Here is a 21,022-nt window from a genome sequence, read left to right as displayed (position 1 = left end):
TTCAGAAGAACTCCTTCCGGCTGTTGACCTGGTTGACCCGTTTCGAGGCGAACTGCCGGTGGAGTTCCGTCTCCAGGCCGACCGCGTCCTTGCTGAAGATCAGCGCGTGCACGTCGAAGCGGAAGGGTACGGCCGCGCCACTCAACTCGTAGACGCGCTCCAGAGGTTCGAGCCGACGCGTCATGCCGATCTTCACCATGCGATCGCCGAAGGCGCCGATGTTCGAGATGACGTACACATAGCCGGCGCGGATGTTCGCCGCGCGGGACTCGACGTCCTGCAGAGCGTTCTCGATCTCGGCCAGTTTGGCCTCCATCTCCGCCACACCCGCCTCGTCACCGCGCTCGCGCAGACGGTCAAGTGCCGACTGGTAGTGGCCGAGTTCCTTGTTCAGCTTCTCGCGCTGCCGGTCGAGTTCCCGCTAGACCGCCGCCTCCTCACGCTCCCGGGCCGCGTACCTCGCGCTGGGCCTCCTTCTCCTCTTCCTTCTTCTGCAGGAAGTCGGCGGTGAGTTCCAACTCCCGTACGCGCGCGTTGTGGGACTGGTCGGTGATCCGGATGTGCATGGTGGCACCGAGCCGGGCGATCGTTTCGCGGCTCTTGTAGAGCCGGTCGACGAGGGAGCTCAGCCGGTGCGGCCGCATGGACCGCACGGCGTAGTCGGCTTCGGCGTTGTAGGCGCGCAGCATGAGCTTGGAGAAGTCGCGGACCATTTTCTGGCCCTCGCGCTTGGAGCCGTTGACCGTCCAGTCCGTGGCCGCCTGGACGGCGCGGCCTGCACGGGCGAGTGCCTTGATCTCGTTCTGCAGTGTGTCGAGCCGGCTGCGGTAGGCGATCGCGTCGTGCAGCGCGTGCCGGTAGGCGTAGATCCCGGCCTCCTGCAGCATGGCGGTCTCGTCGGCGTTGACGATCCGGCCTTGCAGTTCGGCAAGCCGTCGTTCGGCGTCGAAGGCGTCCTTGCGGTGTCGGTCGGCCTCCTTGCGGACCCGCTCGGTCTCCTTCGCCGTCCGGCGCGCGTCGCCGAGAATCTCCTTCGCCGTCTCACGGGCGTCCTTGAGGATCCCCTCGGCCTCCTCGGCGGCTTCGGCGGACGTCCGCTCACGCAGTGCAGCGGCCTCCGCCTCGACCTGCCGCACAAGACCGGCGACCCGCGCGGCATCCAGCCCCTGTGTCCTTGCGATCCACGCCCGCAGTTCTTCGGCCTCGGACACGGCATCCGAACGTCGACGCCCGAACAGCCCTCCCTTTCGAGGCGCCGGCACAGCGGTCGTACTCCCGGCAGCGGCCGTGGCCGGCACCGCAGAGGCTCCCGTGGCAGGGTCGACAGCGAGGGCATCGCTGGTGGAGTCGGCCTCAGGAACCCACAGCTGCCATCCCGCCGGCATCGGGGGCCACGTGGGGTCGGGCCGCCAGTCCGGCGGCGGCATCCATCCCGCGGGTGGCACAGGCCAACCCGGCGGCGGATTGAAACGGTAAGTAGTCATTCCCCACCCCCTCGCCCCTGAGGCTCCCCAGCACATAGGGCGCCGGATATTCCCGGCAAACGTAGAGTGTCATTTTCTTGGTGATCAGCCACTTGATCACCCGCATATTCCACCTCGTAACCATCCTGTAACTATGCGTGAGGGTCTCTCCCGGGGAGGGGCACGGGTTCCAGGTGGAAACGCGACGAAGGCCCCGGCCGGTGAACTGGTCGGCGAGCCACTGAGTCTCGTATGCGGAGGGAGCGTCGTCTGGTGAGTAGCGCTACGAGGGACAGCGCGGATGGATGGCCGGACGTGCTGCTGTGCCTCCGTGTGGTCGCTGCCAGGGCGAAGCTGTTTCGCGCGATGCTTCGCAGAGAGGCGTCAACCTGGTGATGAGGAGCTCGCGCCGGTAGTTATGGCAAACGCCCAGTGATGGATCCAACCGACCTGGCTCAATAGACACATGGAGATTGGCGAGCACTGGGCCTACCGCGCGAGGCCGAAGGAGCTGGGCGGTGCGGTTCGTCAGGTGGAGGTCGTTCGCGTGGGCGGCCCTGGCAGGTCTGGCTGGGTCCACGTGCGGTTTCTCGAAGGCGATGCCGCCGGCCTGCAGGAGTGGGTCAATTCCGGCTCCCTCGTAGCACCGTGGGCGGATGTCGATACGTTCCGCGCGGACGACGCGGCGGAGTTGGCGCTGGTGGAGTCCTCGCGCCACGTCGGGGGCAGCACGGAATTCGAGGCCGCCCGCATGATCCTCGGATTCGTTCGCCCGAAGAACAGGTTGCGACTGCGCCGAACGGTGGCGGACGCAGGCGTTCTGGAGCTGAGCCGCCTCGACGAGACTGCACCGCTCATCAGTTTGGACGCCGCCGAACTACGCGGCGACACCATGGTGTTCGAGAACCACCGCGGAATGTGCCTGGCCGGGTGGCCGGTCACCGAGCGCATCGCCCGCCACGTGGCCAGCCGCCTCGCCGACGAGATCCTTCCGGAGGTGGACCGCAAGCAGCAGGACATCGAGCAGGAACGTGCCCAGCCCTCCTGGTACTCCTACAGTAGGCGTGACGAGCGCAAGTTGGACGCCGAGGCGGCCGTCCTTCGAACCGTCCGGGCGTGGTGCGGCCAGGACAAGGCCGACCGCTACGACGAGTTGGTTGCGCTGCGCACCGAGGTCATCCGGCTCGGAGAACTGGTCGAGAAGGCGGTCAAGGCCCTACGCGACCGCGGCCACGGCGTCATCGCCTCCACCATTGAGCGCGACCTGGGCGTCCATATCTCCAGCCTTGATCCTGACGTGCGTCGATGAGACCGCGCCACGGATCTGGCTCCGTCTTGGGCGGCGCTGGTTGAGTAGCGGGCTTCGTCTCCTTCTCCGGCCGGTGTGGGTGCCAGCCGTCGAGGAACGGCCGCAGTTGATCTCCCGTCGGCTCCGCATGGAAGTTGAGAGAAGCCAAGCCGTTGCCGCTGAGGGTGGGGTCGAGCCGGTCGGCCTCGGCCTTCCCCCAAGCCGACCACTCTCGCAGCCTCTCGGCATCGAGGGTGTCTTCCGGTGCCGCGGCGGCTTCATCCAGAGCGGCGCAGAACATCCGGATCTCCTCCGCGGCCTGCCACTGCTCAAGGGCCGTGCCGAAGCGCTCGGCCCGCACCGCGTGAACCGCCTTGATCGAAGCCACGCTGACGGCGGCTTCCCACTCCCGCCGCTCGCGCTCCTCTCGCTCCGCTTCCAGGCGCCGGCGCTCGGCCTCCTGCCGCTCCTGCTCCTCCCGCAGGCGCTGCTGCTCCGCCTCACGTTCCAGTCGAGCCCGCTCCTGTTCCTCCGCGCGCGCCTTCAACGCCCGGAAGACTGAACCGGCCTGCTCCTCCAACGGCTTCTTGGCCGTGTCGGCCCATTCCTTCTTCCAGCCGTAGCTGTAGCCCGACTGCTGGCTGACCAGCAGCTCCAGTTCGCCGGACGGCTCGAACTTCTGGGCCGGGGTGACACGCTGCCAGTCGTACGTACGGCGGCCCGGCTGCTTGGGGACGTACCGGACCGGCTTCTGCCGTTCGCGGAAGCTGACCTCGTACGTCCTGCCGTGGACGGTGAGCAGCGGCCTCGGCTGCCTGCGCTTCTTCGACACCGCGATCTCGCCGTGGCGTGCGAGGGCTTCCTCGGCGAGGAGCCGGAGCAGCGAGAGCACCCGGGGGAGGAACGCCTCCGAGATCTCGAAGGCGCTGTGATCCGCGGTGACTGCGGCGATCACGTCCTCGACATCGGTGATCACACGACTGCGCGCCAGCCGGATCCGGTTCCACTCGGTCTCGTCCTCGCCGGTCACCCGGAGCAGGCCGAGGAAGAAGTCCCCCTTCGCCCGCCCGCTGTACTTCAGGCTGTATCCCTCGGGGGCACACTGCCGGGCCGCGTCGAACGCCCTGCGGTAGCGGGCTCGCTCCTCGTCGTGGGGTTAGGGATCCGGAGGAACCGTCCAGCCTGCTGTACCTCCGCGATCAAGGCGGCTCCGACTTCCGCCGGCGACGGCTGTGGGGGCTTGGCGGCGCGCTGCGGCGCCGGCTTCGTCGTGGACGGGGCTGTGGCTTGCCTCTGCGGTGAAGGGGCCGGTTGTGTCCGTTTGCCGGAGTCCGTTGCCCGCTGCCTGCGCTGAGCTGGTTCCGGCCGGTCCGGGTGATGGCCGTGTTCGAGGTAGAAGCGCCCCGCGTCAGTGATCTCCGCCTGCCACTTCCCATCCTGCTTCGGCATGGTGATCAGGCGCCGCTCCTTGAGCGCGCGGGCGGTGAGAGCGAACTCGGGGCTGTCCGACGTGACGGAGGGCGGCTCCGTCCCCGATGCGGGTGAGGAGTGCGAGCTGCCGGTCATTTAACGGAGACCATCGGTGCATGTCGATCGTCGTACCGTTTGGTGTCTCCTCGGCACAAGCCGTGGGGGTGACTCATCCGGAGCGCACGGCGCACTCGGAGGCGGAACACCCCTCGTTGGGAGCCGCTGGGGAGCCGCTCCCCGAAGTCGGCTCCCAAATGGCTCCCAAAATGGGCCCGCAAAGCAAATCAGGCTCGGTACTGATCTCTCAGTACCGAGCCTGACCTGCTATTTCGGCTGTCGGGGTGGCGGGATTTGAACCCACGATCTCTTCGTCCCGAGCGAAGGTCACGCAGGGCGTCTACCTGTAGGCGATGATGTTTATGCAGGTCAGCGTGTCGGTCTCGATTGGCCTGGGGAGGCCCCGCAGTGGCTTTGAGGGAAGATCTTCTCCCAGATTTCTCCCAAGTGGTGGTGCGTTGGCCGGACGACGACATCCGCATGCCACATTGCGTAGGCGAATTTGCGCGATGCTGTGCATGACTCAGCGCCCGAGCGGATGGTGTAGCGCCGTCCGCTCATAACCCTTGTCGCTGCGGCACTCGACCAGCGGGCTCAGATCACTGTTGAGGGGGCGTGCTTGCTCAGGTAGCTCTTGAAGGTCTTCCTGATCTCCGCTTGGAGATAGCCCGCCTGGGGTGAGTTGGGCACCACATCCGGCTCGAAGCCCCTCTTTCGGGCATCGAGGTACCGCACGATGCTCGATGACCTGGTGTTGGAGACGAAGAGCTCGTTCTGGGTGCGAATGTCGGCCCGTAGTCCTTCGAAGTTCCGTGCGAGACCGATGCCGAGGTTGGAGACGTAGTACTTGCACTCGACGATGAGGACGCACTGACTTCCTCGTGGTGCGATGCCCTGTGCCCGGCTCAGGGCGGCTTCCTCGGCTGGCAGAACCAGCACGTCGCACTCGTGCAGGACGCCTGACGCCCCAGTCACGTACACGCCGAGGTGGACCTCAAGGGCGGGAGCACCATCGAACTCGATCACGGCGTGTGTGAAGGGCTGGCTGTTGCTGTACAGATGACCGGGCCCGGTCCGGAAGACAAGGCTGCTGGCCTTCGACCCGTAGACGTCTTCGTAGGTGACAGTGGCCCCATGCCGACTCGCAGTGGCGACGATCAGGGAGAAAATGAAGCCTTCGTAGACGTCTGACGGTTTCGAAGTGGAGTCGTACGACACCGCCCCCGCCGCCAGAAGGCTCTTGATCTCGCCGACCAAGTGATCGACAGTGCTCAACTGGCAACCTCCCTCGTTACTTCGGCCAGCAGTTGACTTACGCGTGTACGCCGCTCATTCGGCATCCGATCTCCCCGGAACTCCGTTCGGCTACGGCGTGATCGAGCGCTTTCGTCTGGTTCGAACACGACCGCCTCGGCGATGCTCCGGCTGCCGGCGTCGCCCTCCGGCTCGGTCCGGAGCGTCTTCAGCACCTCCAGTTCCATTTCAGGCAGCTCGACGAGCACTCGCCTTACCGCGTCCAGGAGGAGCTGGACACGCTCTTCATCCGTCATGGCGCGCGTGGCGATGACCAGCGTTCCTCGCTTGCGTGATGCCTCGTACTCGACGAGGCCAAGCACGCTGCGGTCCACGACCTCGTATCGAAGCGCTGCTGCGGCCGGGCTCGCGGCAGGGGAGTCATCACCGCGGCGCTGCTGGCGTCGGCGGAGGATCTTCTCCTCAGGCACTCCCGAGGCGATTGCCGCGTCGACATCGTCGAGCACCCAACTCAGGGCGGTGTCTTGCAGCGCTTCGCGGAGCTGCTGTTCCACGCGGCGCAGTTCGAACTGGTTCATGTCTTCCCTCGCATCAGGAGCCTTCATGTGAGGTAGCCAGTCGGTCCACGGCTGCTCCCCGGACTGTGTTCGAAGGAACCGCAGTTAGTCGTCGAGCAGGAGCCGGAGTGCCTCCGGCGGCAGGCGGATTTCCGGAACTGGGGTTCCACGGTCGAATCGGACGTCCTCGGGCAGACAGACGCCTACGTCACGAGAGGGCGCCGTAGGAGGACCCCGCCTGGCGCGATGACGTGTCTTGTATAGGTCTATGCCTCTGCTGGTCACTCGGCCTTAGGTGATCTCAGCCATGTCTCGAAGTCGCCCAGGACCTCCCCCACGGCGCCGAGGGAAATAGGCGACGACTCGTACTGTGCTGAGAGGTTAACCTCGTACAGCTTGTAGGCGGGTTCCGTCTCCCGTGCCGCAGCGCACGCAGCTGCCAGCGCTCGGATTGTACGCCCCCGGTCGCCGACTTCCACCGCCTCCACGAGGCTCGGCCACAGTCTGTCACCGACGCAGTCGACGAGCTCCATGAGGTGGGTCCCTGCCCGGTGGGCGCGGTTCTTGATCGCTTCCCGCTCGGCTTCGGCGTGGTCCTCAGTCCGCTGGGAGTCCCGTTCGTCGAGGTCCGTCCAGGTGTGGTCGCCCCAGATCTCTTCCCAGCGCTGATCCGCCCGTGCCAGATCGGCCTCGAACGTGCGGTCCAGGTCCCCCTGCCTGAGGCGAGGATGCTGCCAAGGGCCGTCATCCTCGAACGATGAAAGTGACAGGGTGAGATCAGGAATGGATTCGCCATCGCGCAGCGCGGTGAGCAGTAGGACGGTGTCGATCGCTGGTAGGACCTCCTCCATGTGGTCATTGTCGTGGAACCAGCACGGGGCGGGTAGATCGTGTCTGATAACCCCCGTTGTCAATGACTATCGGACACAGTGACCGGGATCGTCGTATCGTTCTGGGGCGTCGAACCTGGAGCCGGTGTGGCCGAAGGCGTTCGGTCCGGGACATCCTTGCGACGGCGTCCCTCACCGGCCCACAACACCATGCGGGCCCGAAGCACGACATCGGCTGGCGCATGCCGGTCCCCCGCCAACTTCCGCGCGATTCCGCCTCCTGTTCGGGAGAGAGATCCATGCCTGGCCCAACGAGGCAGAACACTGCGGGTCACACGAGCCGGATCACGGAACACTAGCCCGGTGTTGTACTGGGCGGTGGCAAGTGGCTGGCGGTGCCTCTGCGGTCAGTACTGGGTGTTGAGATCCGTGCCCTTGGGGGCACGCCAGCAGCCAGAGACAACGGTGATCGCGAGAAGCGGGTCCTTCTCGTGCGGATTAGTCGGGGTGGACACCATGAGCACGGCGTTCACTGAGAAGCGGTCCGTCTCCGAATCGGCTGTGAGGGAGAGTGACTTGGCCTCGCTGTTGTTGGGGCCGTAGTCGACGATCTTCCAGCCCCTCTTCGGTAGCTCCGCCCGTAGCCGCTGGAAGCCCGCCTTCAGCTCGTCCTCGGAGACGTCGTAGACCGACCAAGGGTGTCGCGTCATGTAGAAGTACTGAGGATCCTTTCCAACGCAGGTAGAGATGGCGGGACCGCGCTCGGTGACCTTGCCCTTGCGGATCCCGATCATCTCGTAGATCGCGCTGGAGGAGGCCTTCGCCTTGTCGCGGGCTTTGTCCACGTCCAACGTGGGATGCCCGGAACCTGCCTGTGAGCCGGATGGCTGCGGCGTCGAGGGGGAGTGTCCGTTGTTGTTCACGGTCTTCGAACATCCTGCCGTGAGGAGGGAAACTGCGACTGCGGCGGCAAGACCGATGGAGGCCCCTCGGTACCGCTTCTTTGCTGGGCTACGCATCGGCATCACCTTACGGGTAGACAACTTGGTTGTACCGTCCAGTAACTACAGCGCCCTGGTTGAAGAGGCTGTACGAGCCTTTATCCCAGTAGCCGCTGTGGCCGCCTGTGTCGACGGCCATGCGATGCGCACCGAACGCCTCGTCGGATGGGACTGTCTGGATATAACCGGCGTCGTACGGCAGCCCGTGGAAGGTCTGGACGCCCCACTTGTACCCGCCGAGGTGGGCGATCTTGCCGCCCAGCGGGACCGGGTCGTCGTGTGCTGCCTCGGCCCACACGTGGTTCTTTCCGACGTCCAGGTCGCTCGCGTCGCCGACCAGCATGCCTGGGCTGCCCGCCACGACGATGTCATCCGCCGCGAAGTGTCCCGGAGCCTTGGACGCGGCGCCCACGAGGGTGGAGCCGTAGCTGTGGCCGATGACGGTGGTGTGGCCGGCGTCCGGGCCGCCCTGGACCGTTTGCAGACCGTCCAGGAAGTTGTTCAGTTTGGGCGCGCCCTCGTAGGCGAAGTGCTGCTCCATGGCCTCGGGGGCGAGGCTCTGAGGGGCGTCGTATCCGATCCAGGTAATGGTCGAGGTGGTCTTGCTGGGGGACAACTGGTTGCTGACGTCCCACACGTCTTGCATGCGTTGGATGTCGCCCTTGTCGCCCGCGAGCTTCGAAAAGGTCCCTGGTACATATACTGCCGTGTTGTCCGCCGTGTCCGGGTTACCGTTGGCCAGGATGACGTGTCCGTTGCCCTTGAGATCGAAGCCCAGCAGGTAGGCCGGGGGCAGGTCGTCGATGCCGGTCTGGTCGAAGCGGGACTGGATGGCGTCCATGCCCTTGAGCTGGTCCTTGTACTTGTTGCCGCCCATGGCGTTCCACGCGGTCCATTCCGGGTTCGTGATGATCCCGCCCGCGGTGACGATCTGCTTTTCCGGCTCCGGGCCCAGCTTGTCGAGGTTGTGCTGGACCTGGGCGCGGGCCTCGTCCAGCACGGTTCGGTTGGAGGAGTCGCGGATCACGGTCGGTAGGCCGTCGAGCGCACCGATCTCGGCCGGGTACAGCGTCTGGTACTCCTCGCGCTGCTGCTGTGTGAGGCCGTCCCACCACTTCTTGTTGTCGGCCGGGGACTTGCCCTGCGGAATGCTGTCCTTGCTGAGATAGGTGCCGACGGTCTTCTGGACGTCGCCCATGTCGTGGGCCTCGTCCAGGAGCATGTCGTCGGTCACGGCCAGGCCGTCTGGTGCCTTCAGCTCGCGCAGGGTCTTCGCGTACCGGTTGTCGATCTCGATGGCGCTGTTCACTGCTTGCGAGATGCGCTCGGCGATGTCCTCGGCCTTGCCCTTGTTGGGATCGCCGTTCGCCTCGCCCACACCCGGCAGGTACGGGACAGGGGCGCCCGACTTGGCGGTTCCGGTACCGGCGGAGGTACCGGGGGCCATAGGAAGCTCGGTGCTCCTCGGATACGCGACCGAGCCGTCCTCGTTGACCGTGAACTTGAGATGGGCCGCGTCGTCGAGGGCTTGCTTCAGCTTCTTCTGGGCACCGGATAATTCCGAGGCGAGAGCGTTCAAGGCCGTACGGACGAGACCGCATTCGCTGTGGATGTACTGGTAGTTCCGGCCCAGCTGGGTCAGATCCCGCTCGGCCGAGGTCTGCGCCTCACCCTTCTGCGTGGCACGGAGCGGGGCGGCCATCTCCTGGTCGGCCCGGATGCGCGCGGCGTCGGCGCGGTTGCTGACCATGCTCCAGCCGTCGGCCGCGTCCTGGTACTCGGTTAACTTCGCGTCGCGCAGCTGCTGCCATGTGGGCATGCTTGCCTCACCGCGCCCAATCGGGTGTGTTGCCGCCGGCCTTCACGCCGTTGACCTTGCCGGCGACGGCGGGATCGAGCTCGCCGAAGTCCCGGCCGGTCTTGGCGAGCGCGCCGTGTAACCGGTCGCATTCGTTGCGCACCGAGGTCAGCCGCTTCTCCCAGGTGGGCAGGAGCTCGTTCAGCGCCGCGGTGCTCGTAAACCCGTCGGTCCCGCCCTTGACGCCCTGGTGTGCCGTCTTGAGCGCAGTCAGCCCCGCGTTCGTGACCGTCCGCAAATCCTGAGCCACGCCGGAAGCTTTGGTCCACGGACCCTTCGACGCCTTCAGATCAGGAGCCGACCCACCAGAGGCACCGCTCGATCCTCCGCCTCCCGGATCGGCCAGATGGTCGATCTGCATCCGCTGGGCCGCACCTGCCTTGAGCTGCTCCCACTCGTCCCACGCCATCGGTGTGGTCCTCCCCCTCTTCGTGGCGGCGACGTGGTGTTTCGTGATGCGTTGTGTTGCCGCGGTGCGTCAGCCTATTGATTTGGTCCCGGGAACACCTGAGTACGCGTACTGAGTGGCTGAGTATCGGTACTCATATATGGCGAGCTTGGCCTGTTTTCCACGTACAACAGTTCTTCGACAGGTTCCGTCAAGCGAAGCGGCGTCGGCGCTTGACGGCGACCACAGCTCCGAATACCCCACCGAGCAGCAATACGGCGCCGATACCAATTCCGATCCAGAGACCGCCGTTACCGCTGTCTTTTGAGGAGGAAGCGTCGGCCGCGGAATCGTCCCCCTTTGCCCGAGTGCCCGTGCCGGACGCCGCGGATGTGCTCGCGGACGGGGAAGCTGACGCCCCCGCGGCCGCGAGGTCGGGCAGCGGGTACACGTTGGCAGGCCCCGGGTTTCCGGGGTTCTGCAGGGCGACGCGTGGCCGAACAATGCCGTAGCCGATGGAGTTGTTGCGCCTGGATCCGTCCGTGGGGGCGCCGATGGTGTTGAGCATGACGCGGAGGATCTGGTTGTTGGTCCAGTTCGAGTGCTTGGACCAGATCAGGGCGGCGCTGGCGGAGGCGATGGCGGTGGCTTCGCTGGTGCCGTCGGTCTTGCAGAAGCCTGTCGTGCTGGTGCAAGCGGCGACCATGTCAGCGCCTGGAGCGGACATGTCCACCTGGGGGCCGTACTCGGACCACGAAGTACGCCGGAGGTCTTTGCCCACCGCTGCCACGCCTACGACACCAGGCGTCGCTGCGGGATACTCGACCGGATTCCCTTTGTCGCCGCTGTTGCCAACGCCCGCGAAGACCAATGCGCCCTTCCTCAAGGCGTACTTGACCGCGGCGGTTACGTCGGGCGAACCCTGCTCCGCCCCCATCGAGATGTTGATGACCTGTGCGCCCGCGTCCGCCGCGTAGCGAATCGCCTTCGGGAGGACCAGGTTGAACTGCTCGATGGACGCCGCCTCGTTGGTCGCCGTTGTGGACTTCGGCATACGTACCGGAAGGATCTTTGTCCCCGGAGCGAGCCCGAACGTGCCGTTTCCGCCGTCTGCGGCTCCGGTTCCGGCGATGAGACCGGCCATGCTCGTTCCGTGACCGTCGTAGTCGGTGTGCTCGTCTCCTGCCTGGCCCTCGGCGAAGTCCTTTCCACGCAGGACGCGCCCCTTCAGGTCAGGGTTTTCTGCGTCCACTCCCGTGTCGATCACGGCGACCGTGATGCCCGTGCCGGTGCTGGTGCGCCACATCTGCTCCGCCTTCATGGCGTCGAGGAACCACTGCTGCGCACGCATCCCGTCCGCGTACGCCGGCTGGCCCGCGGCACCTACCAGCAGCAGGCACAGCAGGGCTGCTGCCGCGGCCTTACGGCGCCCCAGTCGGGTCCTCTTGAAGAGCATGGGCTTTCCTTCGCTGTTCGCAGGCGGTCACTCGTTGGTCGGACGAGCGGAACGGCGGTCGTCCTTCCGATTACGCTGCTGCTTGGATTGGCGGCCGCCAGGCGTGGCTGCAGTGCTGCGTGGTTGATCTGAAGACGCTGATGACGTCTCCCTCGGAGTCGCATTGACGCGCGTGCTGCCTGACCGCTTGGGGGCGGGCGCCCCACCGGAGATACCCCCTCGCACAGGAGCTCCCGAGTCAAGGGAACCCCGAGACGACTCCTGCGTGCTGCCGCCGACGACCCTTCCGTAGGGCGAGGCGGTGCGACCACCGGAGACCCCAGCGGCGCGACCAACCGGCTGGGGCGCAGGCTCACCGGTGCCTGTCGTAGGACGCCCAACAGGGCCGCGGGCGGTCGGCCCCTCCGTACCCACCACCGTTCCGCGGGGGATGGCCCCTGTCGGCCGGCCCGTAGAAGGCGTGGTCGGACGGCCCCCGACAATGCCATTGCCGCCGCTTGGCATGCGTCCGGGATTCGGCGTCGGGACTTCCTCGCCTGGCGCCAAGAGGGGCCGTCCGGGAATCGTCTCCCGCCCCGGCTCTGCCGGACCGGCTGGCATTCCTACTCGTTGCGCTGGCATTCCTCCTCGTTGCAGAGGACCAGCAACGTCTTTGCCCGGCGTCACCGTGCCAGTTACCGGCCTGACAGGACCCGCAGTTGTTCTGGCGCCGCTCCCGAACGCGGGAGGGATGATCGTAGGCTGCGCCGGACCGGGGCCGTCGATCCGGCCGGCGCCAGGTAGACCACTGGGCGTGCTCGTAGGCGTGCTCGCCACCGTGTGTGGGGCATGGGGCAACGTGCCCACGGAGTCGATGCCCATCCGGGCAGGTGGTTCGGCATTCCCCACCGGAGGATGCTGTGAGGTGCCGACGTGATCGGGCGAGGTTGTCGGCTGCGATACGGAGGCAGAGCTTGAGTGCGGTGCCGGTCCCTGGGCGACTGCATGGGAGGACACGCCACTCACCGCGGGAGCATGGCCGACGCCGCTTCTCGCCGGGCCAACGACGCTGCTATCCCGGCCGAAGGTCAGGGATCCCGACGGCGGCACGATCGCTTTCGGCGGCGGCGGAAACTTCGGCCGCTCCAGCCCGTTCATCTGCGTGGCCGACCACTCGTAGGTCTGCCCCAGCTTCCGCATCTGCGCCGCCGCCTCCAGGCGGACCTTCTCCTTGTGTGCCGCCAGCGCAGCCAGCTCGCTCTTGGCCTTGGCGCTGACCGCCGCCGCGTCCGGGTCGTTGTGCGCCGCGTTCGCAGCGTCCAGGTTCGCCTGCGCGCCCTTGGTGTCGCGCGGGATCGATACCTGCGCGTGCGCGATCGCCCCGGACGCCTCGCTCAGCCACTTCCCAGCGCCATCGCTGAAGTCACCAAGCCGCAGGGTGGAGTTGGCCAGGTCGGCGGACCAGGTACGGAACGCGTGCGCGCCCTCGCCCTTCCATTCCACCCACTGCGGACGGACCTTGAGCTCCTCGGCGATCTTGCGGATCTCCTTGGCGGCCGCGGCGAGTCGGTCCGCGGCGGCCTGCACCATGCCGGGGTCGGCCTCGTCGAGCCACGCCAGCATCTGCTCATGGCTCATGCCCTCGAAGGACGTACCGCCGCCGGATCCCTTGCCAGGCATCAGAACTCCCCCGCTCCCGTCCGTCCCATCAGATCGAACCGCCCGCGTCGCCATCCGCCTGCGCCGGCTTCGACGGTTGCCCGGTCTGCGTCCCGTTCCCGCTGCTGTGGGCCTTGCTCGGCCCCTCGGGGTCGTAGCCGCCGCCGTAGTTCTTCGTCGTCTCCGCGCTGATCGCCGCCATGCGGTCGCGGACGTCCAGGTCGACGTTCTGGTAGCCCTTGTGCGAGGCCATGACCGCGATGTTCATGCCCTCCATGGAGTCCGACAGCAGCTTCGACAGCGTCTCCAGCTCGCTGATCACCGTCTCGTACGTGCTGAACAGCCCGGCCGCCTCCGCCCACGCCCCGGCGCCGCCCCCTAACTGATGGCGTGCGAGCTGCTCCTGCCCGATCTTGCCTGGGCCTGCCTGCGAGCCCTTCAGGTCGTGGATCAGGGCGTCGACGCGCTTCTGGAAGGTGGTGAAGGACGACAGTTCCGTGGCCACATCGGCGACGGCTTCGCGTGCCGCGTCGAACAGGCCGGACGCCCACGACGACGTGCCCGACGTCGACCCGCCATCGCTCGGAAGCACAACACCCTCCCCCTATCGTCAGAACAACCGACTGCTCACATCCGCACCAGCAACTTTAGCTACCAGCAGTGACAGGCCACGGTCGCCTCGTAGCAGCGAGCGGCCGAGAACAGGCCATTCATGGAGGCCGCTCCGCCCGCAGCCAGGAAGCCAGCGGCTCATCAGGCATGCCATCACCCAACCCCCCCGGCGTGATGGAGCGCATGAGCACTTGTACTCAGGTGCGTGCGCTGCCGTTCTGAATGGCTGATACCTGACAGCGGGTGGCGCAGAGGTGACCTTGACCGGGTCCGTTGCGGCTGGTCCGCTTACTACCGATGTGGCGTCGAGATCAGCGCGATCCGGGGGTGTGTACGTGATCTGGGTGCACCTGTATGTGCCGTGCCGACCAGCTCGCTGCTCACTCCGCACGGCGACAAGAGGGGTGCCGAGGTCAGGAGCCCCGCAGGATCAAGATTCGCTGCCACCGAGACGCTCTTCGCGCAGTGGGACTGCGGAGCCGCGGGCATGAGGATGCGGCGCGGCGCGGCACTCGCTGTCGTCGCCGGTGGCGGCGCGGTCACCACGATGCTCGTGGGTCTGGTGACGAACGCGGTGTCGGCGCAGTCTCATTGGCCGTCCTGGCTGGGATGGTTACAGAAGCATCCTTGGCTGTCGTTCGTCATGCTGGGGGTGATCGCGGCCGCACTGGCCGCGGTCCTTACTGTGCTGGACGATCGTCGGCCCTCGCGGCAGGACCCCGAGCCTTTGCTCCGAGCGGACGACGGGTCGGGCCCGCCCGGCGCCGCCCTGGTGCTGCGGTCGCTGCCTCGCGACACCTCGGCGTTCACCAACCGGTCCGCCGAGCTGGAGTCGCTGGTCCAGTCGGTCCGTGCCGCGCAGGAAACCGGCGAAGGTCTCCCCGTCCATGTGATCGACGGCATGCCGGGCGTCGGGAAGACCGCCTTCGCCGTGCACGCGGGGCACGTCCTGTCGGAGCGGTTCCCGGACGGACAGCTCTTCGTGAACCTCAACGGGCACACTCCCGGACGCAGCCCGGTGCAGGCCACCGAGGCTCTGGCCTCGCTGCTCGCCGCCGCCGGCGTGCCGACGCAGCAGATCCCCGTCGGTGACGACGTCGGAGCAGTGATCGAGGCTCGGGCCGCTATGTGGCGCAGTCGGCTCGCAGGGAAGAAGGCGCTGCTCATTCTCGACAACGCGGGCAGCTACCGGCAGCTGGAGCCGCTGCTCCCTGGCGAGAGCGAATGCCTGGTTCTGGTGACGTCCCGCAAACGGCTGGCCGCCCAGGAGGAGGTGGTGCTGCCGGTTCAGGCGCTGCCACCGGATCACGCGGTCGATCTGTTCGTACGGCTCAGCGGCCGGTCGGCCGACGCACTCGACCGGGACGTGCTCGGGGAACTGGTACGGCTGTGCGGGTACTTGCCGCTCGGGGTATCGCTGCTCGCTGCGCGACTGCGGCATCACCCCTCGTGGAGTGCTGCAGATCTGCACGCGAGGCTCGTCGCGGCCCGGGACCGGCTGGGCGAACTGCGGGCTGGGGAGCGTGCGGTCGCCGCGACCTTCGACCTGTCCTATCAGGACCTCAAAGCAGAGTTGCAGCGCTTCTTCCGGGCCCTCGGTCACTACCCCGGTACGGATCTCGACGCCTTCGTGGGGGCGGCGCTCGCCGCGGTCACGGTGGCGGGCGCCCGCGACCAGCTCGACGCGCTCTACGACGCCCACCTGATCGACGAGCATCCGGGAAGCCGTTACCGGCTTCACGACCTCCTGCGCGATTACGCCCGCGGTCTCGCTGACGAAGGAGGCAGCATGGACCACGTACAGGCCGTCCGGCGTGTGGGCACCTACTATCTGGCCGCTCTCGCCGTCGCTAACGATCACATCGCCCGAAGCGGCGCGGTCGCTTCACCTCCGCCGGACGATGCCGGCGAGGTGGAAACCCCGCCCCTGGAGTCGCGCCCGGCTGCACTGAGATGGCTGGAGGACGAGCGGCCCAACATCCTGGCCTGCATCCGGCGGGCGAACGCCCTCGCCCTGCACGACCTGGTGATCAGCCTGGCGGCGGCCATGGCACCCTTCCTGCGGCAGGCCGGCCCCTGGGACCAGGCCGTGGGGCTGCACCGGACCGCCGCCGAGGCCGCCCGGCACACCGGCGACCAGCGAGCACTGGCCGACGCGCTGACCGAACTCGGCGTCATACGGCGCTTCATGGCCGCCTACCCCGAGGCGACCGAGGCTCTCAACGAGGCCGTGACGCGGTACGAAGCGGTCGGCGACCTGCGCGGCAAGGCTGACGCCCTGAACCAGGCCGGCATCGTCTGGTATCTGACCGCGGACAACGACGCCTCCACCCGCGCCCAGACCGAGGCCCTCGCCCTCTACCGCGCAGTCGGTGACCCGCTCGGACAGGCCAACGCGCTCGCCGACCTCGGCATGGTGCGCCGCCAGACCAGCGACTTCGACGCGGCAATCGAGGCCCAGTCGGAGGCCCTGTCGCTCTACCGTGAGCTCGGCGACCGGTATGGGGAGGCGAACTCCCTGCGGGATCTGGGCGTCGTGCACTGCCTTATGGGCGAGTACGAGCGGGCCGCGCAACGGCACCGTGAAGCACTTGGCATCTACGAAGAACTCGACGACCGGGTCCACCAGGCGTACGCCCTCAACGAACTGGGCGTCGTACGGCGGCTCACCGGCGACCTCGACGGCGCGCGCGACTCCCACACCCAGGCCCTGGAGTACTTCACCGAACTCGGCGAACGGTTCGGGCGCGCGAACTGCACCCGCCATCTCGGCGTACTGGACCGCCTGACTGGAGACACGATGACGGCGATGCGCGTGCTGGAGGAAGCCCTGGACACATACCACGATCTCGGCATCCGCGGGGGCGAGGCCGCCGCGCTCGGCGAGTTGGGGGCCGCTCGCGCGGCTGTCGGCGACCGGGATGGTGCTGTTGAGGCGTTCGAGCAGAGCCTCGGCATCCTCCGCGAACTCGGCGATCGCTGTGGTGAATCGGAGGTCCTGAACCACTGGGGAATCCTGCTGCGTACGTCCGGCGACTTGGGCGTGGCGCGCCGCCGCTTCGAACAGGCGCTGGCGATGGCCCAGGCCATCCGGTGTCCGTTGGAGGAGGCACGAGCACTGGAGGGAGTAGGCCGCTGTAACTGGGTGGTCGATGGCCCCGAACAGGCAGAGGGACCGCTGCGCGAAGCCCAGTCCATATACCGGCAGTTGGGCCTGAGTTCGCCGGCTGACGGCATCGAGCGTTTCCTGGCGTCGCAGGCGGGATGAGCCAAGACCGTGGCCATTTTACCTGTGTTGCGGTGAGTGGCTGGGCTGCTACCTTGCGAGCCGTTCTGTCGCCTTCAACCACCGCCGTCGCACCGCGCCCGTCATGTCTCGGGCACGTTCTCCACGAGGAGCGTTGGATGCCGTCACATACGTCCCTTTCCCCTTCGCACGCCATGGCCCCCACCGGTCAGCAGCCCGCCCGGGGCAACCTGGTCCTGGAGCGCGTCGCCGCCCGAGTACAGCAGCGCCGGGCGGCCGAACAGGCCGCGACGAACCGCGTCGGCGACGGCGCCCACGCCGCGTCGCTCATCTGGCCTTGGCCGTTCTGAGCACCTGCCATTGATGACGAGGCTCGAAGTCGCCGTTCCCTTCCGGACGTTCATCCTCAAGATCGCCAACCGCTGCAACATCGACTGTGACTACTGCTTCGTCTTCAACTCCAAGGACCAGGCGGCGCGGCACCTGCCCGCCCGGATGGGCCTGGACGTAGCCCGAGCCGCAGCCCGGAGGATCGGCGAGCACGTCATGGCGCATGGTCTCTCGGCCGTCCATGTCGTGCTGCACGGCGGAGAACCGCTGCTCGCCGGTGTCCGGCACATGACCGATCTCCTGGCTGCTGTTCGGGGAGGGATTCCCGCGAACACCGAGGTGCACTTCGAGCTCCAGACCAACGCGACACTGCTCTCCGAGGCGTGGCTGGACCTCTTCGAGCAGCACGGGGTGGTGGTGGGCGTCAGTCTCGACGGGCCGCCGACCGCGAACGACCGGCACCGGCTCACCCACCACGGGCGATCCAGCTCGGCCTCCACCGTGCACGGCATCGAACTCCTGCGGTCCCGGCCCCATCTGTTCACAGGACTGCTCGCCGTCGTGGACCTAGCCAACGACCCGGTCGAGGTCCACGACTACCTGGCCTCCTTCGAGCCCCCAGTGATCGACTTCGGCTTCCCACACGGAACCCACGACGATCCACCCCATCGCAACGACCCGAGCGTGCCCGAGTACGGGCTCTGGATGAGCCAGGTCTATGACGCCTGGCTCAACCACCCGGGCCACCAGCACAGCGTCCGGATGCTGGAGGACATCGTCGCGCTGAGCTCCGGCGTGCGCAGCTCGGTGGAGACGCTCGGGCTGGCTCCGCCCACCAGCGTCGTGGTCGAGTCCGACGGCGGCATCGAGGGGGTGGACACCCTCCGCTCCGTCGAGGAGGGCGCCACCAGCCTCGGGCTCGACGTCTTCGACGACTCCTTCGACGCGGCTGTCCGCCATCCCAAGCTCCAGCACCGCCAGCAGGAGGGGACGGTCGCACTCGCCGCGGAGTGCCAGAGCTGTCCCCTGGTGGCGGTGTGCGGCGGCGGTTACCTGCCGCACCGCTTCAGCGCGGACCGTGGGTACCGGAACCCGTCCGTGTACTGCGCGGACCTGGCGTATCTCATTCGGCACGTCCAGGGTTCTCTACAGCGGCACGGCTGGGCGCTGGATGCTGCCATGCCAGCCGCCCCCTAGCCGCACCGCCGCCCGCCCGAGGCACCCCGAATGAGAGGAGCTGTACGCCGATGACCGTGACGATCCGGCCAGCCGAGAAGAACGACGTCCGACAGCTGGCCAGGCTGATCGAGGAGATCGAGCGCTTCTACGGCACCACAGATGCCGACATCCAGCCGTTCGACGAGCGTCAGGCACAGGTCGAAGAGGCGCTCTTCGGGGCGCCGCCCCTGGCTTCCGCCCTGGTGGTTGAAGACGGGACAGGCGACATCGTGGGCCTCGCCGCATACTCGTTTCTCTGGCCGAGCGCCGGTTCCACCCACTCCCTCTTCCTCAAGGAGCTGTACGTCCGCGACACCCTGCGACGGCAGGGCATCGGCGCCCAGCTGATGAGCGAACTCCGCAGCATCGCCACTGCACGCCCCGGTTGCACCCGCCTGGAATGGATGACGGACCGGGTGAACTCGGATGCGCGCACCTTCTACGGATCACTCGGGTTCGACGAGGACAACGAGAAGATCGTCTACCGGATCGGCACCGGCACGACGTGAGTCTGTGGAAGGCGTCGACGAAGTCTCAACACACACCACGGAGTGCCTGGCGTAAGAGCTCGTACAGCCTGAACGAGAACTCGTACTGCGTCGAAGTCGCCGGCTTCTCCGACGGGATCGGCGTCCGGGACTGCAAGAACCCCGATGGGCCCGTGCTGCTCTTCGGCATGCCCGACTGGGCGGGCTTCGTCACAGCCGTCAGGGTGGGACATCTCGGCTAGCCGCATACAGGTTGGGGCTATCCCGTCGACGGGATACCTCGCCGGGGCCGGCCGCAGCACCGAAGACCTCGATATCGCGGGCTTCGGGTCGAGGTGATGGTGACTCCCTGGTGGGTGTATCCCCGTGTCATGCGAACCAGCCCGGCCTGCTCGACAGGTTGATCGCTGAGACCGGACTCGTCCGGCGCCTCGTCATGAAGCCAACAGGAACCGAAAACCTCAACAGGCCCGCCCGCCCCGTCCTGGGCAAGCCGGGGGTTCCGGCTTGCCCAGGGTGATTCCGGTCAGAGAACAGGGCCTGTCAGCGGTGCAGCCTCTTGCGCGCCCAGAGGAATCCGATGAGCCCGCCCACAACGGCCATGTAAGCGGTCAGCGGTCCGTCTTTCAACAGGAGGCCGGGCAGGGAGATCACGGCCACGATGAGCAGCCATCCGCACCCGGCCACGACGAGGTCCGCCGAATCAGGGCGGCGTTGCTCGTTCTGCACCCGTTTCCCCATTCATCAGAGTGCGCCTGGCCTTTATCCCCGCGCACCCACGATAGCCGCTGAGGGGAAGGGCGTTCTATGCGCAGTGGATCGTGGCCGTGTTGGACCAGATGTTGTGATCCCCCCAGTAGCCGTTGCCGTTGCGCAGGGTCGCGTTACCGATGTCCTCACGGTAGATCCACCCACTGGTGGTGAGCTGTGAGCACTCGTAGTGCAGGAGGAGCGAGAAGATCTGGCCCTGCGAGTTCGTGTACCCCCGGGCGTCCTTGGTCCTCCAGATGCCGAGCCCCTGGTACTGGCGCAGCGAGGCTTCGAAGTTGCCTTTGCCTCGCTGGTTGCACAGCATCTGCGCATCAGCCTGGATGGTCTGCCAACCCCCGTGCAGATAGGGAGCCTTGCTGTGTGTCAGCTGGCAGTGAGGCTTGGCTGCCTGGGTGACGCCTGGAGTCGGGGAGTTCGCGGCCGCGATATTCCGCTCGTCCACCGTGGTGGCCCAGCGCACCAAGTCCGCGGTGCTGTAGGTGTGCTGCGCCGAGATGGCCGGGGCTTCCCACTGGGTCAGCTGGCCGTCCCGGGACAGAGTACTGATCCTCACGCCGTCGCTGCCCACGGCGGTGAACAGCTCACTGCCGCTGGGCAGCGTGGTCGTCTGCGTCGTGTCGCCATCGGATGAGAGCACCGAGGACGGCACGTCTCCGTGGACGGTCAGGCGAGTGATGTTGAGTGGGCGCAGAGCGTTCTCGTCCCCGAGACTGAACGTGAGCGACTGGCCGACCTTCTCGTAGTCCGCGACCGCGGGCGCCTGCAGGAGTTCGAGCCCTGTCGTCTTGGTCAACAGGTTGGTGAGTTCCTGCACGCTGGCGCCCTGTGCCGACGACACCTCGCCGACAGGCGCCATGGACCTCGGGTCCGCGCCGCCTTCGGCGGTGTACTGGGCTGCGCTGACGATGCGCGGTGCCGGTTCCGCGGGTGTGGTGGGTGAGCCGTCGGCTGCAGACGCGCCGGCCACGGTGCCGGCCATCACCGTGGCAGCGAGCAGGACTGTGGCGCCCGTCCGTGTGAGACGACGGACAGTTGTCCTCTTCAAGTTGTTTTCCCCTCCGTAGTCCGGCCGCCCGTCATCCAGCGCTGGTCAGGC

At 67.0% G+C, this 21,022-nt stretch carries 19 protein-coding genes; 6 read left to right on the top strand and 13 right to left on the bottom strand.

Features of this window, described 5'->3' with window-relative positions:
• Nucleotide 1 precedes the first annotated feature (1 nt).
• Both ACZ4MF_RS33715 and ACZ4MF_RS33710 read right to left on the bottom strand, forming a co-directional pair.
• On the bottom strand, nucleotides 2–316 hold the full coding sequence (locus ACZ4MF_RS33715) for a GIY-YIG nuclease family protein (RefSeq protein WP_467496180.1): 315 nt from the start codon (nucleotides 314–316) through the stop codon (nucleotides 2–4).
• A gap of 121 nt (nucleotides 317–437) precedes the next feature.
• A complete protein-coding gene (locus tag ACZ4MF_RS33710) occupies nucleotides 438–1,211 on the bottom strand; it encodes an SNIPE associated domain-containing protein (protein ID WP_467496083.1) in 774 nt (257 codons plus the stop codon).
• 718 nt (nucleotides 1,212–1,929) lie between these two features.
• On the opposite strand from ACZ4MF_RS33710, the gene ACZ4MF_RS33705 reads away from it, so the two are divergent.
• Entirely contained in the window at nucleotides 1,930–2,772 is an 843-nt protein-coding gene (locus tag ACZ4MF_RS33705) for a PE-PGRS family protein (RefSeq protein ID WP_467496081.1), read from the top strand.
• Here ACZ4MF_RS33705 and ACZ4MF_RS33700 read toward each other — a convergent pair.
• The 9 genes from ACZ4MF_RS33700 to ACZ4MF_RS33660 all read right to left on the bottom strand — a co-directional run bounded on the left by ACZ4MF_RS33700 (nucleotide 2,702) and on the right by ACZ4MF_RS33660 (nucleotide 13,852).
• Nucleotides 2,702–3,781, bottom strand: a complete 1,080-nt coding sequence (locus ACZ4MF_RS33700; protein WP_467496080.1) for a hypothetical protein — start codon at nucleotides 3,779–3,781, stop codon at nucleotides 2,702–2,704. The genes ACZ4MF_RS33705 and ACZ4MF_RS33700 overlap by 71 nt on opposite strands.
• 1,091 nt (nucleotides 3,782–4,872) lie before the next feature.
• A complete protein-coding gene (locus ACZ4MF_RS33695) occupies nucleotides 4,873–5,553 on the bottom strand; it encodes a hypothetical protein (protein ID WP_467496078.1) in 681 nt (226 codons plus the stop codon).
• Complete coding sequence (locus ACZ4MF_RS33690; RefSeq protein ID WP_467496076.1) at nucleotides 5,550–6,110, bottom strand: hypothetical protein; 561 nt, start codon at nucleotides 6,108–6,110, stop codon at nucleotides 5,550–5,552. Before ACZ4MF_RS33690 ends, ACZ4MF_RS33695 begins: the two co-directional genes overlap by 4 nt.
• Before the next feature lie 260 nt (nucleotides 6,111–6,370).
• On the bottom strand, nucleotides 6,371–6,940 hold the full coding sequence (locus ACZ4MF_RS33685) for a hypothetical protein (protein WP_467496074.1): 570 nt from the start codon (nucleotides 6,938–6,940) through the stop codon (nucleotides 6,371–6,373).
• A gap of 386 nt (nucleotides 6,941–7,326) precedes the next feature.
• Complete coding sequence (locus ACZ4MF_RS33680) at nucleotides 7,327–7,938, bottom strand: hypothetical protein (protein ID WP_467496072.1); 612 nt, start codon at nucleotides 7,936–7,938, stop codon at nucleotides 7,327–7,329.
• Between the two features lie 10 nt (nucleotides 7,939–7,948).
• The gene (locus tag ACZ4MF_RS33675) at nucleotides 7,949–9,739 is read right to left on the bottom strand and encodes an alpha/beta hydrolase (protein WP_467496070.1); all 1,791 of its coding nucleotides are present in this window, start codon (nucleotides 9,737–9,739) and stop codon (nucleotides 7,949–7,951) included.
• Between the two features lie 7 nt (nucleotides 9,740–9,746).
• A complete protein-coding gene (locus tag ACZ4MF_RS33670) occupies nucleotides 9,747–10,187 on the bottom strand; it encodes an amino acid ABC transporter permease (protein WP_467496068.1) in 441 nt (146 codons plus the stop codon).
• A 190-nt stretch (nucleotides 10,188–10,377) separates the two neighbouring features.
• Complete coding sequence (gene mycP, locus ACZ4MF_RS33665; RefSeq protein ID WP_467496066.1) at nucleotides 10,378–11,622, bottom strand: type VII secretion-associated serine protease mycosin; 1,245 nt, start codon at nucleotides 11,620–11,622, stop codon at nucleotides 10,378–10,380.
• 1,687 nt (nucleotides 11,623–13,309) lie between these two features.
• On the bottom strand, nucleotides 13,310–13,852 hold the full coding sequence (locus ACZ4MF_RS33660) for a hypothetical protein (RefSeq protein WP_467496064.1): 543 nt from the start codon (nucleotides 13,850–13,852) through the stop codon (nucleotides 13,310–13,312).
• 507 nt (nucleotides 13,853–14,359) lie between these two features.
• Between ACZ4MF_RS33660 and haaT the strand changes: the two genes are divergently transcribed.
• The 5 genes from haaT (at nucleotide 14,360) to ACZ4MF_RS33635 (ending at nucleotide 19,397) form a co-directional block, all read left to right on the top strand.
• On the top strand, nucleotides 14,360–17,140 hold the full coding sequence (haaT, locus tag ACZ4MF_RS33655; RefSeq protein WP_467496062.1) for a cyclophane-containing RiPP biosynthesis TPR protein HaaT: 2,781 nt from the start codon (nucleotides 14,360–14,362) through the stop codon (nucleotides 17,138–17,140).
• 137 nt (nucleotides 17,141–17,277) lie between these two features.
• The gene (gene haaA / locus ACZ4MF_RS33650; protein WP_467496060.1) at nucleotides 17,278–17,469 is read left to right on the top strand and encodes a HaaA family cyclophane-containing RiPP peptide; all 192 of its coding nucleotides are present in this window, start codon (nucleotides 17,278–17,280) and stop codon (nucleotides 17,467–17,469) included.
• A gap of 13 nt (nucleotides 17,470–17,482) precedes the next feature.
• The gene (locus ACZ4MF_RS33645; RefSeq protein WP_467496058.1) at nucleotides 17,483–18,646 is read left to right on the top strand and encodes an FxsB family cyclophane-forming radical SAM/SPASM peptide maturase; all 1,164 of its coding nucleotides are present in this window, start codon (nucleotides 17,483–17,485) and stop codon (nucleotides 18,644–18,646) included.
• 50 nt (nucleotides 18,647–18,696) lie between these two features.
• Nucleotides 18,697–19,176 (top strand): cyclophane-containing RiPP N-acetyltransferase HaaN, encoded by a 480-nt coding sequence (gene haaN / locus ACZ4MF_RS33640; RefSeq protein ID WP_467496056.1) that lies wholly within the window; start codon nucleotides 18,697–18,699, stop codon nucleotides 19,174–19,176.
• Nucleotides 19,068–19,397, top strand: coding sequence for a DUF397 domain-containing protein (locus ACZ4MF_RS33635; protein ID WP_467496054.1), 330 nt, complete (start codon nucleotides 19,068–19,070; stop codon nucleotides 19,395–19,397). The genes haaN and ACZ4MF_RS33635 overlap by 109 nt, the downstream gene beginning before the upstream one ends.
• Before the next feature lie 301 nt (nucleotides 19,398–19,698).
• On the opposite strand, the gene ACZ4MF_RS33630 is transcribed toward ACZ4MF_RS33635, so the two are convergent.
• Together ACZ4MF_RS33630 and ACZ4MF_RS33625 are read right to left on the bottom strand one after the other, a co-directional pair.
• Nucleotides 19,699–19,884 carry a hypothetical protein gene (locus ACZ4MF_RS33630; protein ID WP_467496052.1) on the bottom strand — a complete coding sequence of 62 codons (186 nt, stop codon included), beginning with the start codon at nucleotides 19,882–19,884 and terminating at the stop codon, nucleotides 19,699–19,701.
• Between the two features lie 76 nt (nucleotides 19,885–19,960).
• Nucleotides 19,961–20,905, bottom strand: a complete 945-nt coding sequence (locus ACZ4MF_RS33625) for a hypothetical protein (RefSeq protein WP_467496050.1) — start codon at nucleotides 20,903–20,905, stop codon at nucleotides 19,961–19,963.
• Nucleotides 20,906–21,022 lie beyond the last annotated feature (117 nt).

This window comes from Streptomyces sp. NPDC025793, from assembly GCF_055558375.1.
This window is presented reverse-complemented; position numbering and strand designations above follow the sequence as displayed.